Below are 19,146 nucleotides of genomic sequence, written 5' to 3' on the forward strand. Positions count from 1 at the left end.
GCGCCATTGACCACGGCGCTCAGACGAACGGTCGGCTGACCCCGGGGTCAACGCGAGGCTCTGGCCCAAGGCTCACCCCTGCCGCTATGGCAAAGCTACGGGTAAAGGCCGGCGGCTTGATCCCAAGCGTTCTAAGCCGCCGGGCGGGCCGCACCTAGTGTTCAATGGGCAAGGGGCCGTTGCGGGGTCATGCCGGAGCGGTCGATCAGCAACGCCACGGGGTTTCCGCGCCGGGCCAGGCCGTAAGGGCCCGACGCCAATCCCCAACAAGAAGAAAGGCAGTTGGCCATGTTCAAACAGCCGAAGATGCGGCAGGCGAGCCTTATCGTCTTTGCCACCACGCTCCTCCTGATCCTTCCCAATCTGACTCGCCTGGTCGGTTGACCATCACCTGCCTGCGCTACGCCCCGCTCAACGCGGCGCGGCGCGGGCGGGCTCGCCGGCGCGCCGCCATCGGAGCGGCATCTCCCGCAGCGCTGGAGCCCCTATTCCAAAGCGGTCGAGCGGCCCTTTGAGAGTGTGCTAGGGTCCAACCGGTCACTGTTTGGAAGGAACTGAACCATGCGCTCTCTGATCACCCCGCTCGCCCTCTCCCTCAGCCTCCACGCAACCGCCGGCGACGTCGACCAGGCCGCCGCCCTGGAGGCTCTGAAGCAGGAGGGCGCCGTGCTGATCGATGTGCGTACACCGGAGGAGATCCAGGAAGGCGCGCTCCCCGGTGCCCGCTACATCGGCTTCGAAGACATCGGCGAGCGCATCGCCGAGGTCGCGCCGGATACGTCCACCCCCATCATCCTGTACTGCCGCAGCGGCCGGCGCTCCGGCATCGCTCAGGACGACCTGCTCGCCCGGGGCTACACCAACGTGCAGAATGCCGGCGGCTACGCCCGGCTCAAGCCCTTGTTGGAGAATGCCCCCTGATGCGTCACCTGCTCCTTGCCTTGCTGCTCGCCACCGGCCTGGCCCAGGCCGCCGACCTGACCCTGGAACTGCCCGACGGTACCCGCACCCTGAGTACCGCCGAGCTGCTCGCCCACCCCCAGGCCCAGGAGGTGCGCATCCCCCATGACGTCGCCTACAAGCGCGCCATGACCTACCGGGCCGTGCCCCTGGCCGCCCTGCTGCCCGGTGTGGCGCCGGAGCAGCACCTGCAGGCCGTGGCGACCGACGGCTTCGCCGCCGAACTCAGCGCCGCCCCGCTGCTGGCCCGTGAGGGCGCCCGCGCCTGGCTGGCCGTGGAGGACCCGGCCAGGCCCTGGCCGGGCCTGGCCGAGGGCAAGCCCAGCGCCGGCCCCTTCTACCTGGTGTGGACCGCCCCCGAAGCCGGCGGCATCAGCCCCGAGCAATGGCCCTTCCAGGTGGCGAAGATCCGCGCCCTGGCCTCCGTCGCCGAGCGTTTCCCCGCGCTGCTGCCAGCCAAGAACGCCAGCGCCGACATCCAGGCCGGCTTAGCCCTGTTCCAGAAGAACTGCCTGGCCTGCCACCGCCTCAACGGCGCCGGGGACGCTCAGTTCGGCCCCGACCTGAACCTGCCCTACAACCCCACCGAGTACTTCGCTGAAGGCTTCCTGCAGCGCTACATCCGCGATCCGCAGAGCCTGCGCCGCTGGCCGGAAGCGCGTATGCCGGCCTTCCCCGCCCAGGTCATCGATGACGCGCAACTGGAGCAACTGGTCGCCTACCTGCGCCACATGAGCGGCCGCAAGACGCCGTGACCGCCGCCACGAACCCGCGCAGCCGGCCTTTCCTGCCGGCCGCGCCGGCGCTACGCTCGCCCACCTGAATCGCCGGCCTGGAGAGCCAGCATGAGCACCGAGCTGCACGTCGAGAGCCTGGTCCTGCGCGGGGCCCGCAACGAAGCCTTCACCCCCGACCTCAACCTGCACCTGGAGGACTCCCGGCTCACCCTGGGCGAGCTGATCCGCCGAGTGGTGCTGCACCAGGTGGCCGAACGGACGGTCGCCGGCTGGCTGGACCGCCTCCAGTCCAGCGCCCCTGCCGACTACCTCAGCGACGACGAGATCAGCCGCCAGGCCGCGCGAGGTGCCATCAAGCCGCACGCCGAGCGCCCCGACGCCCCCCGGGTCGACGCCGAAGCCGAAGTTCAGCGCGCCCTGGCGGGCTTCCGCCAGCGCCGCTACCGCATCCTTCTCGACGGCCAGATGCTCAACGACCTCGACCATTCCCTCGACCTGCCCGCCCAGGCCCGGCTCACCTTCCTGCGCCTGGTGCCCCTGGTCGGCGGCTGACCCCCAACACGAACGGACGCCCCCATGCAGCACTACCAAGCCGATGCCCACCAGCAGGCCCGCATCGCCCTGCTCGACGCCTTCCTCGACCGCACCCTGGATGCCCTGCCCGAACGCGACGCGCTGCTGGCCGAAGACGGCCACCATCACCCGTTCTGGGATGAGGTGGACGGTCTGGCCCTGGCCGACGCCTTCCTCGCCGAAGCCGGCCCCGACGGCCAGCAGGCCCTGGTGGACGCCCTGGTCTTCCCGCGCAGCTTGGGCCACGACGAAACCGAACACCGCTACACCCGCCAACGCCTGCTGCAGATCACCAGCCGCGCCGGTGTCGCCGCCTACCCGAGCGCCCACAGCTTCCAGGCCCTGGAGCGGCGCGTGCGGCACATGCTGACCCACGCCTTCGAAGACAGCGACCACGCCCTCCACCCCGGCTACGTGGCCCGCCATTACTGGCACGATCCCGCCAACGCCTGGACCACCCCCAACCTGGCAGACTGCCTGGAGCTGCTGGCCGAACACCCCGTCGACAATGCCTGGCTGGACGTTGCCCAGTGGCTGCTCAGTGGCGACTGGGACCGCCGCAACCCCCTCGAAGACGCCTATCACCCACGGCTGGCCGGGAGCTACCAGGGCAGGGCCGAGGACGCCATCCGGCGCTTCGCCGTGGGCCTGGCCGACGCCGGCCGCCTGGATGCCGCCCTGCACGAGCACGCCGTGCGCACCTGGGCCGAGAGCCTGTGCACCCTGCCGCCGCTCGCAGCAGGCAGCAGCCCAGGCGAACAACGGCTGGACGCACTCAACGCCGACTTCGTCCAGCGCTCGTTGGCCCAACTGCCGGAAAGCGCCGAGCAGCTGCGCAGCCTGATCGGCCAGCGCGGCACCTCCACCGCCCACTGGCTGCTGGCCGGCGTGCGCGAGCTGACACGCCTCGGCCTGGAGCGGGGCACCCTCAACGACCACTACGACAACTCCCAGGGCCGGGCGCTGATTGCCCTGCTCGATGTCGGCCAGCTCGACTCGACCGAGTCCGCTGCCCTGCCTGGGCAGCTCGCCGGTTTCCCCCGCACCAGCCTGCTCACCGCCCTGCCCTACAGCGGCGCGGCCAGTGAAGCCGTGCTGGACGCCCTTGGCTGGAGCGACCTGAAGCCCCTGCAGCGCCTTTACCTCGACCTGGCGCTGGCCGTCGACCACAGCGGGCGCCTGGTGGAAGACCTGCAGAGCAGCGACGACCCGGAGCTGGGCGTGGTGGACCGCGACGCCCTGCAAGCCGCCCTGGACCAGGCCGACGCCGGGCACCTGGCCGACTACCTCGCCGCCCTGGAAGGCACCCCCTGGGCCTTCCCCAACACCCGCCTGCTGCTGGACGCCTTCCGCGGCCTGGAGCGCAAGGCCCTGGAGAAGAAGCTGCAACGCCACGCCCAGGCCGCCCTGCGCGCTTACGGCCTGTTGCCCATCAGCGGCGCGGACGAAACCCGCGAGCGCTACCTGGCCCTCAAGCGCTACCACCGCGAAGTCGAGCGCTACGGCGCCGAGCGCCAGGCCAACTCCCAGGCCGCCATCCAGGCCGGGCTGGAGAACCTCGCCCGCACCGCCGGCTACGGCGACGCCACCCGCCTGGAATGGGCGATGGAAGCGGAGATCGCCGAACAGACGCCGGACCGCCTGCACCTGGACGGCTACGACCTGTGGCTGGAGTTGCAGGGGCTCACCCCGGTCCTGGTCGCCGGCAAGGGCGGCAAGCGCCTGAAGTCCGTACCCGCCGCCCTGCGCAAGCATGACGGCCACGCGGAGCTGAAAGCCCTGCAGGGCCGCATGAAGGACCAGATCCGCCGCTTCCGCCTGACCCTGGAAGCCATGATGGCGCGCGGCGAAGCCCTGGAACCGGCGCAACTGCGCCAACTGCTGCGCATGCCGGCGGCGCGCCTGCTGCTGGACCACCTGGTGCTGCGCGATGGCGACGGCCGGCTGGGCTGGCTGGACGGCGACGCCTTCACCCTCTGCCCGCTGGCAGGGCCGGCCCGTGCCATCGACGGCCCGCTGCTGATCGCCCACCCGTTGCACCTGTACCAGGCCGGCGCGCTCTCCGCCTGGCAGCAGGCCCTGGTGGCCCAGCGCCGGGTGCAGCCCTTCAAGCAGGTGTTCCGCGAGCTGTACCTGCTGACCCCGGCCGAACGGGAGAACGGCCTGAAATCCATGCGCTTCGCCGGCCACGTGCTGCGCAGCGCCGTGGCCGCCCGCCTGCTGCGGGCCCGGGGCTGGACCACCCACGACGGCGAGGAGGTATTCCGCAACTGGGGCCAGGGCCTGTATGCCTTCGTCGACTTCCCCGATGCGCAGCGCTACTTGCCGCTGACCGAGACCATCACCCTGCAGGCCATCGAATTCGTCCGTGACCGCGCGCGCCTGCCCCTGGAAGAGGTCCCGCCGCTGGCGTTCTCCGAAACCCTGCGCGACGCCGACCTGATCGTCTCCGTGGCCTTCACTGATGAGACCAGCACCCACGCCGGCAGCGCCGAGGTCATCCAGCGCCGCGCCGAGCTGGTGCAGGCCCTGGTGAGCAACCTGGGGTTGGCCAACGTGCGCTGCGAGGGCCACCACGCCCACATCACCGGCAGCCGCGCGCACTACCGGCTGCACCTGGGCAGCGGCGTCATCCATATCGAGCCGGGCAACTACCTGTGCATCGTCCCGGCCGGCAAGCCGGCGGATGACCTCTACCTGCCCTTCGCCGACAGCGATGCGCGTACCAGCGAGATCATCAGCAAGCTGTTCCTGCTGCTGGACGACGGGGCGATCGACGACCCGAGCATCCTCGAACAGATCCGCCGCAGCGAAGCGCCGGCATGAGCGCCACGCTGAACGAGCGGCTGGAACAGGTGGAGGACGCTGCCAGCTTCCTCGCCTTCGTCCGCGCCCTGCGTGAAGACCGCCTGCGCGCCGTCGCCACCCCGGAGACCGGCGCCTGGGCCCACGACACCATCGAGGACTTCCTCGACAGCGCCCTGGCCTGGGCCGACGCCAGCGACTTCGGCGCCCGCCAGGGCCTGGCAGGCGCCAACCCCTGGCGCTGTGCTGCCACCTTTCTGCTGTGCGGCAGTCTTTACGAATAGCCGCCTTTCCAGACGCTATGCCCCTGAGATTGTTGCGATGCCGAGCTGGTTATCGAGTTCTGCGGATCTCTTTAAAACACCGCCCTCCACGTTCGGATAACCGAACGCCTTTCCCTCCAATGTCCGAACCACCGAACAAAGCCCCTCGAAGACCAACTACCCATAAAGATAAAAACCAATAAATTCAATTAGTTACAAACACATCTCAACACCATACAGATGGCACGCATCCTGCCATTACAGATCCCCGACGGCGCCGAAAACCGCATCGCGCCGATAAGAACAAACAAAGTCGAGGACTGAAACACATGCGTACCCTTCCCAAGGTTCTGGCCGCCGCCATCGCTGCGACCCTGATTTCCGCTCCCGCCATCGCCGACGAACTGACCGGCACCCTGAAGAAGATCAAGGACAGCGGCACCATCGTCCTCGGTCACCGCGACGCCTCCATCCCGTTCTCCTACCTCGGCACCGAGCCGGGCAAGCCCATCGGCTACTCCCATGACCTGCAACTGAAGGTCGTCGAAGCCGTGAAGAAGGAACTGGCCCTGCCGGACCTGAAGGTCCGCTACAACCTCGTCACCTCCCAGACCCGCATCCCACTGGTGCAGAACGGCACCGTGGACATCGAGTGCGGCTCCACCACCAACAACCTCGAGCGCCAGAAGCAGGTCGACTTCTCCGTCGGCATCTTCGAAGTCGGCACCCGCCTGCTGTCGAAGAAGACCGCCGGCATCAACGACTTCGCCGACCTCAAGGGCAAGAACGTGGTGACCACCGCCGGCACCACCTCCGAGCGCCTGCTCAAGTCCATGAATGCTGAAAAGCAGATGGGCATGAACATCATCTCCGCCAAGGACCATGGCGAGTCCTTCCTGATGCTCGAGTCCGGCCGCGCCGTCGCCTTCATGATGGACGACGCCCTGCTCTACGGTGAGATGGCCAAGGCCAAGAAACCCGACGACTGGGTCGTCACCGGCCAGCCGCAGTCCTACGAGATCTACGGCTGCATGGTTCGCAAGGGCGACGAAGCCTTCAAGAAAGTGGTCGACAAGGCCATCGCCGACGTCTACGCCTCCGGCGAGATCAACGGCATCTACGACACCTGGTTCACCCAGCCTATCCCGCCGAAGAACCTGAACCTGAACTTCCCCATGAGCGACGAGCTGAAGAAGCTCATCGCCACCCCCACCGACAAGTCGGCCGAAGAGCTCTGACCTGTTGCGCCCGCCTCCCACAAGGAGGCGGGCCGGGCGTGAGGGCGAACGGGCGTACCACGCCGCCTTCGTCCCGTCCCCCTGCCAGCGGCAGGGGGCGCCCCCTTCCGCTGCCGTCAACCGCAACCGCAGACCGACAAAGACCCTGAGGGGACCACCCTGATGAATTACAACTGGGACTGGGGCGTATTCTTCAAGTCCACCGGCATCGGCGATGAAATCTACCTGGACTGGTTCGTCACCGGCCTGGGCTGGACCATCGCCATCGCCCTGGTGGCCTGGATCGTCGCCTTGCTGCTGGGCTCGCTGCTCGGCGTGATGCGCACCGTGCCGAACCGCCTGGTGTCCGGCATTGCCACCACCTACGTGGAGATCTTCCGCAACGTACCGCTGCTGGTGCAGCTGTTCCTCTGGTACTTCCTGGTACCGGACCTTCTGCCCGAGCCGCTGGAAATCTGGTTCAAGCAGGACCTCAACCCGGCCACCTCCGCCTACCTCAGCGTGGTCGTGTGCCTCGGCCTGTTCACCGCCGCCCGCGTCTGCGAGCAGGTGCGCACCGGCATCCAGGCCCTGCCCAAGGGCCAGCTCGGCGCCGCCCGCGCCCTGGGCTTCGGCCTGCCGGCCATCTACCGCTACGTGCTGCTGCCGCAAGCCTTCCGCATCATCATTCCGCCGCTGACCAGCGAGTTCCTCAACATCTTCAAGAACTCCTCGGTGGCCTCGCTGATCGGCCTGATGGAGCTGCTGGCGCAGACCAAGCAGACCGCCGAGTTCTCCGCCAACCTGTTCGAAGCCTTCACCCTGGCCACCCTCATCTACTTCACCCTGAACATGAGCCTGATGCTGATCATGCGCCTGGTGGAGCGGAAGGTCGCCGTGCCCGGCCTGATCGCCGTAGGGGGTAAATGATGGATTTCTCCGCGATCATCCCCGCCCTCCCCGGCCTCGCCGACGGGCTGCTGATGACCCTGCAACTGATGGTGCTGGGCGTGCTGGGCGGCGTCGCCCTGGGCACCGTGCTGGCCCTGATGCGCCTGTCCCACAACCCGCTGCTGTCGAAGATCGCCGGGCTCTACGTGAACTACTTCCGCTCGATCCCGCTGCTGCTGGTGATCACCTGGTTCTACTTCGCGGTGCCCTTCATCCTGCGCTGGATCACCGGCGAGGACACCCCGATCGGCGCGTTCACCTCGTGCCTGGTGGCCTTCATGATGTTCGAGGCCGCCTACTTCTGCGAGATCGTCCGTGCCGGCATCCAGGCCATCCCCAAGGGCCAGATGGGCGCGGCCCAGGCCCTGGGCATGACCTACGGCCAGTGCATGCGGCTGATCATCCTGCCCCAGGCCTTCCGCAAGATGACCCCGCTGCTGCTGCAGCAGAGCATCATCCTGTTCCAGGACACCTCGCTGGTGTACACCGTCGGCCTGATGGACTTCCTCAATGCCGCCCGCTCCCGTGGCGACATCATCGGCCAGCCCCATGAGTTCCTCATCTTCGCCGGCCTGGTCTACTTCAGCATCAGCTTCATCGCCTCCCAGCTGGTCAAACTCCTGCAGAAAAGGTTAGCCGTATGATTTCCATCAAGAACGTCAACAAGTGGTACGGGGACTTCCAGGTGCTGACCGACTGCAGCACCGAGGTGAAGAAGGGCGAAGTGGTCGTGGTCTGCGGCCCGTCCGGCTCCGGCAAGTCCACCCTGATCAAGTGCGTCAACGCCCTGGAGCCCTTCCAGAAGGGCGACATCATCGTCGACGGCACCTCCATCGCCGACAAGAACACCGACCTGCCCAAGCTGCGCTCCCGCGTCGGCATGGTGTTCCAGCACTTCGAACTGTTCCCGCACCTGTCCATCACCGAGAACCTCACCATCGCCCAGGTCAAGGTCCTCGGCCGGGGCAAGGCCGAAGCGCTGGACAAGGGCCTCAAGCTGCTCGACCGCGTCGGCCTCAAGGCCCACGCCCACAAGCACCCCGGCCAGCTCTCCGGCGGCCAGCAACAGCGCGTCGCCATCGCCCGTGCCCTGGCCATGGACCCGGTGGTGATGCTGTTCGACGAACCCACCTCCGCGCTGGACCCGGAGATGGTCAACGAAGTGCTCGACGTGATGGTCGAGCTGGCCCAGGAAGGCATGACCATGATGTGCGTGACCCACGAAATGGGCTTCGCCCGCAAGGTTGCCGACCGGGTCATCTTCATGGACCGCGGGCAGATCGTCGAAGACTGCGCCAAGGACGAGTTCTTCGGCGACGTCAGCCAGCGTTCCGACCGCGCCCAGCAGTTCCTCGCCAAGATCCTGCAACACTGACGCCCCAACGCCCCCGGCCTGCCGGGGGCCTTCCCCTCTTCACAACAACAACAGGGAACCCGTCATGCACTCGAAGCGCCTCAGCCCCCTCGCCCTCGGCCTGCTCCTGGCCGCCGCCCACGGCAGCGTCCTCGCCGCACCCCTTGAAGGCGGCGCCGTCGCCGCACCGGACAGCTACGGCGCCCAGGTTGCTGCCGACGTCCTCAAAGCCGGCGGCAACGCCGTGGACGCCGCCGTCGCCACCGCCTTCACCCTCGCCGTCACCTACCCCGAGGCCGGCAACATCGGCGGCGGCGGCTTCATGACGCTGTACATGGACGGCAAGCCCTACTTCCTCGACTACCGCGAGATCGCCCCCAAGGCCGCCAGCAAGACCATGTACCTGGACGACAAGGGCGAAGTGATCGAGAACCTCAGCCTGGTCGGCGCCCGTGCCGCCGGCGTACCGGGCACCGTGATGGGACTGTGGGAGGCCCACCAGCGCTTCGGCAGCAAGCCCTGGAGCGAGCTGATCACCCCCGCCATCGGCTACGCCCGCAACGGCTTCAAGGTCGCCCAGCAGCAGTACCAGTACCGCGAGGACGCCCTCGCCCTGTTCAACGGCAAGACCAACTTCAACGACTACTTCGGCACCCTCAAGCCCGGCCAGACCTTCAAGCAGCCGGAGCTGGCCAGCACCCTAGAACGCATCGCCGCCAACGGCCCGGACGAGTTCTACAAGGGCAAGACCGCCCAGCTGCTGGTCGCCCAGATGAAACAGGACAACGGCCTGATCAGCGCCGAAGACCTGGCCGGCTACCGCGCCAAGTGGCGCGAGCCCATGCGCATCGACTGGCAGGGCAACACCCTCTACACCGCCCCGCTGCCCAGCTCCGGCGGCATCGCCCTGGCCCAACTGATCGGCATCAAGGAAGCCCGCGCCGCCGACTTCAAGGGCGTCGAGCTGAACTCCGCGCGCTACATCCACCTGCTCGCCGAGATCGAGAAGCGCGTGTTCGCCGACCGCGCCGACTACCTGGGCGACCCGGACTTCTCCAAGGTGCCGGTGCAGCAACTGACCGACCCGACCTACATCGCCCAGCGCGCCCGCGAGGTGAACCCCAGCGCCATCTCCGCCACCGAGAAGGTCCGCCCCGGCCTGGAACCGCACCAGACCACCCACTTCTCCATCGTCGATGCCCAGGGCAACGCCGTCAGCAACACCTACACCCTCAACTGGGACTTCGGCAGCGGCGTGGTGGTCAAGGGCGCCGGCTTCCTGCTCAACGACGAGATGGACGATTTCAGCGCCAAGCCCGGCGTGGCCAACGCCTTTGGCGTGGTCGGCAGCGACGCCAACGCCATCGAACCCGGCAAGCGCATGCTCTCCTCCATGAGCCCGAGCATCGTCACCCGCGACGGCAAGGTCAGCCTGGTGCTCGGCACCCCTGGCGGCTCGCGCATCTTCACCTCGATCTTCCAGGTGCTGAACAACGTCTACGACTTCAAGCTGCCCTTGGAGAAGGCCGTGGCCGCCCAGCGCGTGCATCACCAGTTGCTGCCCAAGGACACGATCTACTACGACGCCCACGCCCCGCTCACCGGCCCGGTGGCCGAGCAGCTCAAAGCCATGGGCTACACCCTGGAGGACCAGGGCTGGAACATGGGCGACATCCAGGCCATCCGCGTCGAGGGCAGTACCCTGGAAACCGCTTCCGACCCCCGCGGCCGTGGTGTCGGCCGGGTGGTGAAACACTGACCCAGGCAGCCCGCCGCCAACCGGGCGGCGGGCTGGCACGGCCCGGATGACTATGATGCAATGCCCCACCACCAGCCTCCGTGCCGTCCCGCCCGCCCTCACCGTGAAGCCGCGCCTGCTCCGCCACCTCTCGCTGACCCTCCTGCTGCTCCTGGCCATGCTGGGCGCCGGCTGGGTGGTCTATCACCTCAGCGAACAGGCCGGCATCCGCGCCCTGGCCAGCAACGGCGAACGCCAACTGGAACTCCACGCCCGCGCGGTGGAGAGCGAGATCAACCGCTACACCTACCTGCCCAGCCTGCTGGAGCTGGAGTCCAGCGTCAGCCACCTGCTGCTCAACCCCACGCCCTACCGGCGCAACCTGGTCAACGACTACCTCGAAGGGCTCAACCGCCGCAGCGGCAGCCGCGCCACCTTCCTGCTCGACACCGAAGGCCGCGTGCTGGCCACCAGCAACTGGCGCGATGCCGACAGCTTTCTCGGTGAAGACCTGGCCTTTCGCGCCTACTACCAGGACGCCATGAAGGGCCTGCCGGGCCGCTTCTACGGCATCGGCAGCACCACCGGCGAGGCCGGCTACTACCTGGCCCACGGCCTGCGCTACCAGCAGCGGATCATCGGCGTCGCCGTGGTCAAGGTGAAGCTGGAGGCCCTGCAGGAGCGCTGGGAAAAGGCCCGCCTGCACGCCTTCGTCAGCGACGAGAACGGCATCATCATCCTCTCCAGCGACCCGGCCCTGCGCATGAAGGCGGTCCGCCCGCTGTCCGCCGACGACCGGGAACGCCTGGCCCGCAGCCTGCAATACCACTGGTCAGCCCTCGACGAATGGCAGCCCAGCGCCCGCCAGGACCTGGGCGAGGGCCTGGAGATCATCAGCTTCCCCAACGGCGCAGGCACCGGCAGCGTCGCCTACCTCTCGCAGGCACGCCTCCTCAACGACACCCGCTGGCACTTCACCCTGCTCTCGCCCCTGGCCGACCTGCGCCGCGAAGCGGTGATCCACGGCCTGCTCGCCGCCGCCGGGCTGGCCCTGCTGGCCTTCCTCGGCATCGCCTGGAACGAACGGCGCAAGGTCCTCGCCACCCGCCTCGCCGCCCGCGAAGCCCTGCTCGCCGCCAACAACGAACTGGAACGCAAGATCGGCGAGCGCACCCAGGACCTCATCGCCAGCAACCAGCGCCTGATGGACGAGATCCGCGAGCGCAAGCAGACCGAGGAAAACCTGCGCAAGGCCCAGGACGGCCTGGTGCAGGCCGGCAAGCTGGCGGTCATCGGGCAGATGTCCACAAGCATCGCCCACGAACTCAACCAGCCCCTCGCCGCCCTGCGCACCCTCTCCGGCAACACCGTGCGCTTCCTCGCCAGGGGCGCCCTCGACGTGGCCAGCACCAACCTCACCGCCATCAACGAACTGGTGGACCGCATGGGCCGCATCACCGCCAGCCTGCGCGCCTTCGCCCGGCGCGCCGACGACCATGGCCAGGCCTCCCTCGGCAAGGCCGTGGACGCCGCCCTGTTCATCCTCCACACCCGCCTGGAGAAGAGCCCCATCACCCTGCACCGCACCTGTGCCGAAGCCGAACTGGCCATCGACCAGACGCGCCTGGAGCAGATCCTGGTCAACCTCATCGCCAACGCCCTGGACGCACTCGCCGGCCACGACGACGGCCAGATCTGGCTGGAAGGCCGCGACGAACAGGGCCGCTACCGGCTGGAAGTGCGCGACAACGGCCCCGGCATCGCCCCCGACGCCCGCGTGCACCTGTTCGAGCCCTTCTTCACCACCAAGCCCGGCGAGCACGGCCTCGGCCTGGGGCTGACCCTCTCCGCCAGCCTGGCCACCGCCGCCGGCGGCAGCCTCGGCGTGCGCCACCCGGAAGCCGGCGGCACCGCCTTCGAACTGCTCCTGCCCTACGCCGCTCACCGCGAGCCCGCGCCGAGGACCCCGACATGACCGAGCCCCTCACCGTCCTCATCGTCGAAGACGACCCCCATGTGCTGCTGGGCTGCCAGCAGGCGCTGATCCTCGAGGACATCCCCTGTATCGGCGTCGGCAGTGCCGAGGAAGCGCTGGCCCAGATCGGCGCCGACTTCGCCGGCATCGTCATCACCGACATCCGCCTGCCGGGCATCGACGGCCTGGAACTGCTCAGCCGCCTCAAGGCCCGCGACCGCAGCCTGCCGGTGGTGCTGATCACCGGCCACGGCGACATCAGCATGGCGGTCAACGCCATGCGCGACGGCGCCTACGACTTCATGGAGAAGCCCTTCTCCCCCGAACGCCTGGTGGAGGTCGCCCGCCGCGCCCTGGAGAAACGCAGCCTCGACCGCGAGGTCAGCGCCCTGCGTCGCCAACTGGCCGGGCGCCAGTCCCTGGAGCAGCGCATCATCGGCCGCTCCCCGGCGATCCAGGCCCTGCGCGAGCTGATCGCCAACGTCGCCGACACCGCCGCCAACGTGCTGATCGAAGGCGAGACCGGCACCGGCAAGGAGCTGGTCGCCCGCTGCCTGCACGACTCCAGCCGCCGCCGCGACCACGAGTTCGTCGCCCTCAACTGCGGCGGCCTGCCGGAGAACCTGTTCGACAGCGAGATATTCGGCCACGAGGCCCACGCCTTCACCGGCGCCGGCAAGCGCCGCATCGGCAAGATCGAGCACGCCAACAAGGGCACCCTGTTCCTCGACGAGATCGAGAGCATGCCCATCAACCTGCAGATCAAGTTCCTCCGCGTGCTGCAGGAGCAGACCCTGGAGCGCCTCGGCTCGAACCAGCCGATCCCGGTGGACTGCCGGGTGATCGCCGCCACCAAGACCGACCTGGACGACGCCGGCAAGGCCGGCACCTTCCGCAGCGACCTGTACTACCGCCTCAACGTGGTGACCCTGGAACTGCCGCCCCTGCGCGAACGGCGCGAAGACATCCTCATGCTCTTCGAGCACTTCCTGCAGCTCGCCTCCCTGCGCTTCGACCGCCCCGCGCCGACCCTGGACAACGCCACCGCCTCCAGCCTCATGGCCCACGACTGGCCGGGCAACGTGCGCGAGCTGCGCAACGTCGCCGAGCGCTACGCCCTCGGCCTGCCGGCGCTGAAGAAGAGCGGCCAGGCCCCCGACGGCAACGCCCCGTCCTTCGCCGAAGCGGTGGAAGTCTTCGAGCGCAACCTCATCGGCCAGGCCCTGGAGCGCCACGCCGGCAACATCAGCCAGGCCGCCCTCAGCCTCGGCATGGCCAAGACCACCCTGTTCGACAAGGTCAAGAAATACGGCCTCTGAGCACCTTGCCCCGTAGCCCGGACTTCAGTCCGGGAACCCGGCCTCCCCCCCTGAATGCCGCGCGAAGCCCAGGCGCTGCAACGGCCGGAAGAGTCGAGGCTCGACCACGCCACCATCGAGCCCTACACCATGCTCAAGTCAATACTGGTGCGATGACTCCCAAGGAAAAACGCTTACCCCGTTTCAACCCCTGCCTTCTGAAATAGCGCACAGCAAAGCGGTCTCCCGCGACGGTGACAGGGCTGTGGCCGGCCTCACACACTCCAACCCCTGATTGAAAAGGGAACGTCGCTGCTGCCTCAGGAGCGCGTACAGGAGTCAGGGATGCATGGTCCAACCTTCACATCGTCTATACGGCTCTATGGCCTGTTCAGCGATGACCTGAATGATTCGGCTAACGATCTACTGGTCACCCACGACGACAGTGGCCACAGCGCAATTCGCGCGTTCGTCTCACGCCTGGACGCCGAAATTGTCTTAAACGCCTGCGGCGCGCAGGGCTATCACGCACGTTTGCTCTCACAGTGCTTTGACCCCAATGCCTACCTTCGGGCACATCAGGGCTGGTTGAGGCTGCACATCTGTTACGGATTCGCAGCACATCAATACAACCTGCTTGAAATGAATGAGTGGTTTGTACCCGTGGGGCGGCTCGCGCAAGTACATATCGGTAAGTGGACAGCCGCGCACTACCTGAGTTGGGGACAGGAACTCACCCAATTACTACAGACCTGCTATGAGCAAGCAGGGCTACGTAACTACAACGCCCAGCTCAATGAATGGGATGACGCCAGCGCATCAGAAATACGCTGGCAGGCAAACGAAGCCCTGAGGGCCATGCCACCTCGCCTTTCCGGCCACGAACCCCTCTCCCAGATCGCCTTGTTCGACGCCGTCGAATGCCGCTGGTGCTTTGCAAGTACCAACAACGACGCGCGCGCCTTACGCACCCAAACACCACCTCAAGGAACCTTGTCATGAGCGGAAAACCTGCCGCACGAGTGGGAGACCCTGCCGCCTGTCCAATACCAGGACACGGCGTCAACCCCATTGTCAGCGGCTCACCGGATGTCCTCTTCGATGGTATGAGCGCAGCCCGACAAACTGACAGCACCGCCTGTGGTGGTGCCTTGGTGGGCAATGTGATCCCCAATGTGCTGATTAACGGCTTGCCGGCGACCACCGTCGGAACGGTCGGGAGCCACGGGAACATCGTGATCGGCGGCTCCGGTACCGTCATCATCGGAATGACGGGCGGTGGTGCAGCGTTCACCCCATCCGTGATCAACACCCCGACCCTGTGCCTGCCGTGCTTGTTGCTGGCAGCAAAGCGCAACGCCGCCTTCGTCCCCCTGGCCAAATTGGGGGCCGCCCCATGAGCCCGGCCACGCAAAGCAGCCGCCAAACCCAGCGCATCTACGAGGCAATACAGCACTACCGGTTTCAGAATCCGCAGCTCCGGCATTTCGCCCTGATCGATGGCGCAACCTATACGACCCTGGGTAATCGGCTCGCTCAAGCAAAGGATGTCCATCAATGGCAGTGGCTGCTCGAAGGTACAGAGCTGGATGGCCTCAAGCAGGCCGGTCCAGCCTTGGTCGCCTTCGAGGACAGCGATGCGCAGGGCAGCCCACTGCTGGAGTGGTTGATACAGCGCGACATCGCCTCCCCACTGCTGTCCTGGCTGTGGAGCATGCAACCCTTCGAGCCCCTCGCCGAACACCTGCGCAAACACCTGTTCACACGTTTGCCGGACGGCCGAAGAGCCTTGCTCCGCTACTACGACCCGAAGGTCCGGCGTGCCCTGGATAGCGTACTCAGCAAAGACCAGCACGCCGAACTGATGGGCCCCATCGCTTACTGGCAGATCTGGCAGCCCCTGAGAAACGAATACCTGACCTTCGTCCCGCCCCAAACCGCAGAGGTGGCCGATGCTTGAACTCACACCCGAGCAACTCGAACACCTGGAAAAGGCACGCGAAGACGAAGTCATCGAAAAACTGCTGCTTGAAATCCGCAGGCATGACCCCGCCTGGCTCGAAGAGATGGGTGAACGGCCCGCCTACCTCTACCTCAGAGAACAGCGCGAAGATGCCTGGCGCCTTGGCATCCGAGACCCCGACCAGGTCGAACGGTTCCTGCGCTATAGCCTGTGGACACCTGATTTCCAGAAGAGCGCGCCGTTCATCAAGTGGATGCAGAGAGCCGTCGAAGACAGCCCCGAACAGCGTTTTCGTGACTACGACAGCGTTATGCAGTTCCTGCGTGCCTTGGACCAATGGCCTACTGACCAGTAACAACAGGGAATGACCGAACATGAGCAACCCCTTCAAACCCTCTGCTGGAACAGGGAATGCTGGCAAATTGGCATTTCGTGGTCCTCCTGTTCTCCCCAGGAGTGGCGGCCCCCGAGTGCCGATAGAGGCACTGGAGGTCCCCCCCAGTAGGCTGCCGATACCGCCACCCAGACCAGCCCCCATGCCTGCACCCTCTACCCAGCCTGCCCCCAGACCGATGCCGCAACCGCAGGTGCAGCCCAAAACACAACAACACACCGATGCGCCCCCCATGACCCGCACACAAACCCGAGAAAAAGAGGAGGTCTGCAAATCGGACGATCAAGATTGCCTCGAATGCCCGCCCGAACAGGGCATGATGGCCATCGCCAATGACGGCAAAGGGCACACCATGTCTGACCTGTCAGCGCGCTATCAGCATTGGGTCACCAACTTCCCCTATCCCCATGAATGGTTATGGAGCGGAACCTGGTGGGATGGTTTCGATAAAAGTCGCTGCACCTTGCTGGAAGCGAAGGCGAATTATGCGTTTATGTTTATTCCTATCCTCAATACCCCTCGCCTATGGTCAGGTGTTGAGAAAAAACTGTTGATACCCGCCGAGAGACACTCAAAAAAAGCGCAGCCCACTCCGCCTGTTTGGGTGGAGTGGCATTTTTTACAGAAAAATGTATATGAATACTGCACCAAGCAATTTACGGAGCTAGGTCTTGCAAACATTAAGACATTTTGGAACCCCATGCCCGGAAGCGAAGATTATCAGGAGTATGAAAAATTGAGAGAAGAAGAAGAGAGGCACTGGAACGAGTACATAAAAAACAACCCAGACCTGATTGCATAAACACACAGAGAGTTTGTGAGGAATACATGTTTAACTACAGACGCTTTGTTTTCGTCCTCCGCTTTAATAAGAAAAAAATCATCAACGTCCCCCACAGCATACAAATTGAAAGAAGCTTAGATTTTCTGCAAGCGCTTGGCGATATATCCCCTCTCATGAGCAATTGGTATTTAAAGGGTGACAGTCTTCAGGATGCCCTTACAAGAAATATCATTCTTAATTCAAATTTCTTGATAGAAGAAATTCAAGAAAATTATGATCCAGAGTATCCTGATGAACTACGATTTTCCGTCTGGAATGGTGAGGAAGATATTCTCAAGGGCGGACTGGCCTTTAGTTACAGCGCACACAACCTAAATAGCGTATCAGCCATGCGCTTTGAGGATGCAGGTACACTACTTGCCGCATTACCGGACGCCTATTCGGTTTTATTAAAAATAATCACCCTAGCAGTGAATATATGGCCCGAGATTGACTGGATAACCATTGCTCCTGACACATACTACCGATCGGGCCAGGTGTTCAAGGATCGGGAAACCATCGGCTGGATTGGCTATTGCCCGCACACCTTAACGAAAGAAATGCTCCCTGAAGCAGAAGCGCTTATCCCTATTCCTGAACGAGGCACCATCGTAGTGTCCTGTCCTGATGTCATGGACGAAAAAAACAAGGCTCACTACGAGCGGCTCGGGGACATTGATACAAAACTAGTCGAGTTGGGTTACTTGCCAATGTTTAATACTTAAAAGCCTTCGATCTAATTCAGCGCAGAGATCGCCCGCCGCTCTGGTATAGCCTGCCACTCATTCTGGCGGCCATACCTGCGCAATCAGCACGTTATCGGTATTGGGTAGCCAATTTCCCTTATCCCCACGAATGGCTGTGGAGGAATCTGGTAGGACTTTTCAATAGATCCCGCTGCTACTTTCTGGACGAAAAGGCTGATGTGGAAGTCTTCGGGCGCAACCTCATCAGCCAGGCCGCCCTCAGCCTCGGCATGGCCAAGACCACCCTGTTCGACAAGGTCAAGAAATACGGTCTCTGAATCCGCCGGGCGGGTCGGGTGTGAACCCGATGGCGGCAGGGCCGAACCGTTTTGTGGTCCAATGCCGCCCCTCGACAGACAAGGACGCACGATGACCGCACGGATACTCGCCCTGCCCCTGCTCGCCACCACGCTCCTGCTGGGTGGCTGCGACAGTGATTTCGCCACCCTCACCTTCGAGCGCTCGGTGCGCAAGGCCCCGTTCGGCGACGAGCTCCTGCCGGTCTACCGCGAGCAGCTGGAGGCGCTGATGCAGGCACAAGGCATCGACCCGACCCGCATCACCCCACGCATCAAGAACAGCCTGGGCACGGAGCTGGTGCTCAGCGAACCGATCTTCGGCGGCCTGGAACCGGCCCAGAAGACCGCCCTGCAGGCCGCCCTCAAGGCCATCGTCGATGCCCGCCAAGCACCGCTGGACATGCACCTGACCCTGCACCCCGACGACATGCCCCCGAGCCTCCCCCGCGCACGGGAAAAAGCCCTCGAACTACCCCGCGAGTACGACGCCCACTTCACCCTCGACGCGGTGTCCCTCAGCGTGGCGTTCGGCATGACCGACCTGCTCAAAGCAGTCCTGAAGGGCTCGCTGAACATGCAGAGCGAGGTGATGTGCAACGTCACCGCGCAGTTCGAACCCGCCCTGCCCTTCATCGGCATGAAGGTGCCGGAAGAGGAAGGCCCCTACCGCACCCTGATGGTGAAGGACCTCGCCAGCGCTTACTCCTACGACGAGATCCCGGTGGAACTGCGTTTCGCCGACCCGGACCTGCAGGCCCTGGTGAGCCAGCAGAAGGTGCAGGTCACCTCGGCCATTACCGACCGCTCGACCCCCTTCCGCAACAAACGCGGCCTGAAGCAGTTCGAGTTCATCATCGGCCCCGTCGGCACCGTCAATCACGAGAACGCCCAGGTGGATTTCCATTCCCACACCGACCTGGCGGTGAAATGCGAGCACCTGGCCGGCGCCCTTGGCCGCCCCTTCAGCTACAAGCTGGGCGACTCGCTGGATCGGCTGGCTTCGGTGGTCTTCTACTGAGGCACGGCGGGGTGGCGGCACGGGCCACCCCA

18 protein-coding genes and 1 pseudogene are annotated in these 19,146 nt (G+C 65.3%); all 19 read left to right on the top strand.

Annotated features, from left to right (window positions below):
* Positions 1-561: 561 nt before the first annotated feature.
* The 19 genes and pseudogenes from A9G05_RS12205 (at position 562) to A9G05_RS12285 (ending at position 19,114) form a co-directional block, all read left to right on the top strand.
* Positions 562-921 (top strand): rhodanese-like domain-containing protein, encoded by a 360-nt coding sequence (locus A9G05_RS12205; protein ID WP_069561238.1) that lies wholly within the window; start codon positions 562-564, stop codon positions 919-921.
* The gene (locus A9G05_RS12210) at positions 921-1,715 is read left to right on the top strand and encodes a cytochrome c (protein ID WP_069561239.1); all 795 of its coding nucleotides are present in this window, start codon (positions 921-923) and stop codon (positions 1,713-1,715) included. Before A9G05_RS12205 ends, A9G05_RS12210 begins: the two co-directional genes overlap by 1 nt.
* 90 nt (positions 1,716-1,805) lie before the next feature.
* Entirely contained in the window at positions 1,806-2,249 is a 444-nt protein-coding gene (locus tag A9G05_RS12215; protein ID WP_069561240.1) for a hypothetical protein, read from the top strand.
* A 24-nt stretch (positions 2,250-2,273) separates the two neighbouring features.
* Positions 2,274-5,096 (top strand): DUF4132 domain-containing protein, encoded by a 2,823-nt coding sequence (locus A9G05_RS12220; protein WP_069561241.1) that lies wholly within the window; start codon positions 2,274-2,276, stop codon positions 5,094-5,096.
* A complete protein-coding gene (locus A9G05_RS12225) occupies positions 5,093-5,359 on the top strand; it encodes a hypothetical protein (protein ID WP_069561242.1) in 267 nt (88 codons plus the stop codon). The genes A9G05_RS12220 and A9G05_RS12225 overlap by 4 nt, the downstream gene beginning before the upstream one ends.
* A 308-nt stretch (positions 5,360-5,667) precedes the next feature.
* Positions 5,668-6,576 carry a glutamate/aspartate ABC transporter substrate-binding protein gene (locus A9G05_RS12230; protein ID WP_069561243.1) on the top strand — a complete coding sequence of 303 codons (909 nt, stop codon included), beginning with the start codon at positions 5,668-5,670 and terminating at the stop codon, positions 6,574-6,576.
* A gap of 162 nt (positions 6,577-6,738) precedes the next feature.
* Complete coding sequence (locus tag A9G05_RS12235; protein WP_069561244.1) at positions 6,739-7,485, top strand: amino acid ABC transporter permease; 747 nt, start codon at positions 6,739-6,741, stop codon at positions 7,483-7,485.
* Positions 7,482-8,150: an amino acid ABC transporter permease gene (locus tag A9G05_RS12240; protein WP_139131142.1), complete on the top strand. Its 669-nt coding sequence runs from the start codon at positions 7,482-7,484 to the stop codon at positions 8,148-8,150. Before A9G05_RS12235 ends, A9G05_RS12240 begins: the two co-directional genes overlap by 4 nt.
* Complete coding sequence (locus A9G05_RS12245) at positions 8,147-8,881, top strand: amino acid ABC transporter ATP-binding protein (RefSeq protein ID WP_044412655.1); 735 nt, start codon at positions 8,147-8,149, stop codon at positions 8,879-8,881. The genes A9G05_RS12240 and A9G05_RS12245 overlap by 4 nt, the downstream gene beginning before the upstream one ends.
* Before the next feature lie 64 nt (positions 8,882-8,945).
* Positions 8,946-10,619, top strand: coding sequence for a gamma-glutamyltransferase (gene ggt, locus A9G05_RS12250; protein ID WP_069561246.1), 1,674 nt, complete (start codon positions 8,946-8,948; stop codon positions 10,617-10,619).
* Between the two features lie 60 nt (positions 10,620-10,679).
* Positions 10,680-12,573 (top strand): annotated as a pseudogene (locus A9G05_RS12255) (ATP-binding protein).
* Entirely contained in the window at positions 12,570-13,892 is a 1,323-nt protein-coding gene (locus A9G05_RS12260) for a sigma-54 dependent transcriptional regulator (RefSeq protein ID WP_069561248.1), read from the top strand. The pseudogene A9G05_RS12255 and the gene A9G05_RS12260 overlap by 4 nt, the downstream one beginning before the upstream one ends.
* Positions 13,893-14,216: 324 nt before the next feature.
* Positions 14,217-14,873, top strand: coding sequence for a hypothetical protein (locus tag A9G05_RS27235; RefSeq protein ID WP_069561249.1), 657 nt, complete (start codon positions 14,217-14,219; stop codon positions 14,871-14,873).
* The gene (locus A9G05_RS12270) at positions 14,870-15,271 is read left to right on the top strand and encodes a PAAR domain-containing protein (protein WP_069561250.1); all 402 of its coding nucleotides are present in this window, start codon (positions 14,870-14,872) and stop codon (positions 15,269-15,271) included. The genes A9G05_RS27235 and A9G05_RS12270 overlap by 4 nt, the downstream gene beginning before the upstream one ends.
* Positions 15,268-15,831: a DUF4123 domain-containing protein gene (locus tag A9G05_RS12275; RefSeq protein ID WP_083272557.1), complete on the top strand. Its 564-nt coding sequence runs from the start codon at positions 15,268-15,270 to the stop codon at positions 15,829-15,831. The genes A9G05_RS12270 and A9G05_RS12275 overlap by 4 nt, the downstream gene beginning before the upstream one ends.
* Entirely contained in the window at positions 15,824-16,189 is a 366-nt protein-coding gene (locus tag A9G05_RS12280) for a hypothetical protein (RefSeq protein WP_069561251.1), read from the top strand. Before A9G05_RS12275 ends, A9G05_RS12280 begins: the two co-directional genes overlap by 8 nt.
* Positions 16,190-16,370: 181 nt before the next feature.
* A complete protein-coding gene (locus A9G05_RS26560; protein WP_171902715.1) occupies positions 16,371-17,030 on the top strand; it encodes a restriction endonuclease fold toxin 5 domain-containing protein in 660 nt (219 codons plus the stop codon).
* A gap of 26 nt (positions 17,031-17,056) precedes the next feature.
* A complete protein-coding gene (locus tag A9G05_RS26565) occupies positions 17,057-17,776 on the top strand; it encodes an Imm52 family immunity protein (RefSeq protein ID WP_083272558.1) in 720 nt (239 codons plus the stop codon).
* Positions 17,777-18,166: 390 nt separating this feature from the next.
* On the top strand, positions 18,167-19,114 hold the full coding sequence (locus A9G05_RS12285) for a hypothetical protein (protein WP_069561252.1): 948 nt from the start codon (positions 18,167-18,169) through the stop codon (positions 19,112-19,114).
* The last annotated feature ends 32 nt before the right edge of the window (positions 19,115-19,146 follow it).

The organism is Pseudomonas sp. ENNP23 (genome assembly GCF_001728945.1).
Classification (GTDB): Bacteria; Pseudomonadota; Gammaproteobacteria; order Pseudomonadales; family Pseudomonadaceae; genus Metapseudomonas; species Metapseudomonas otitidis.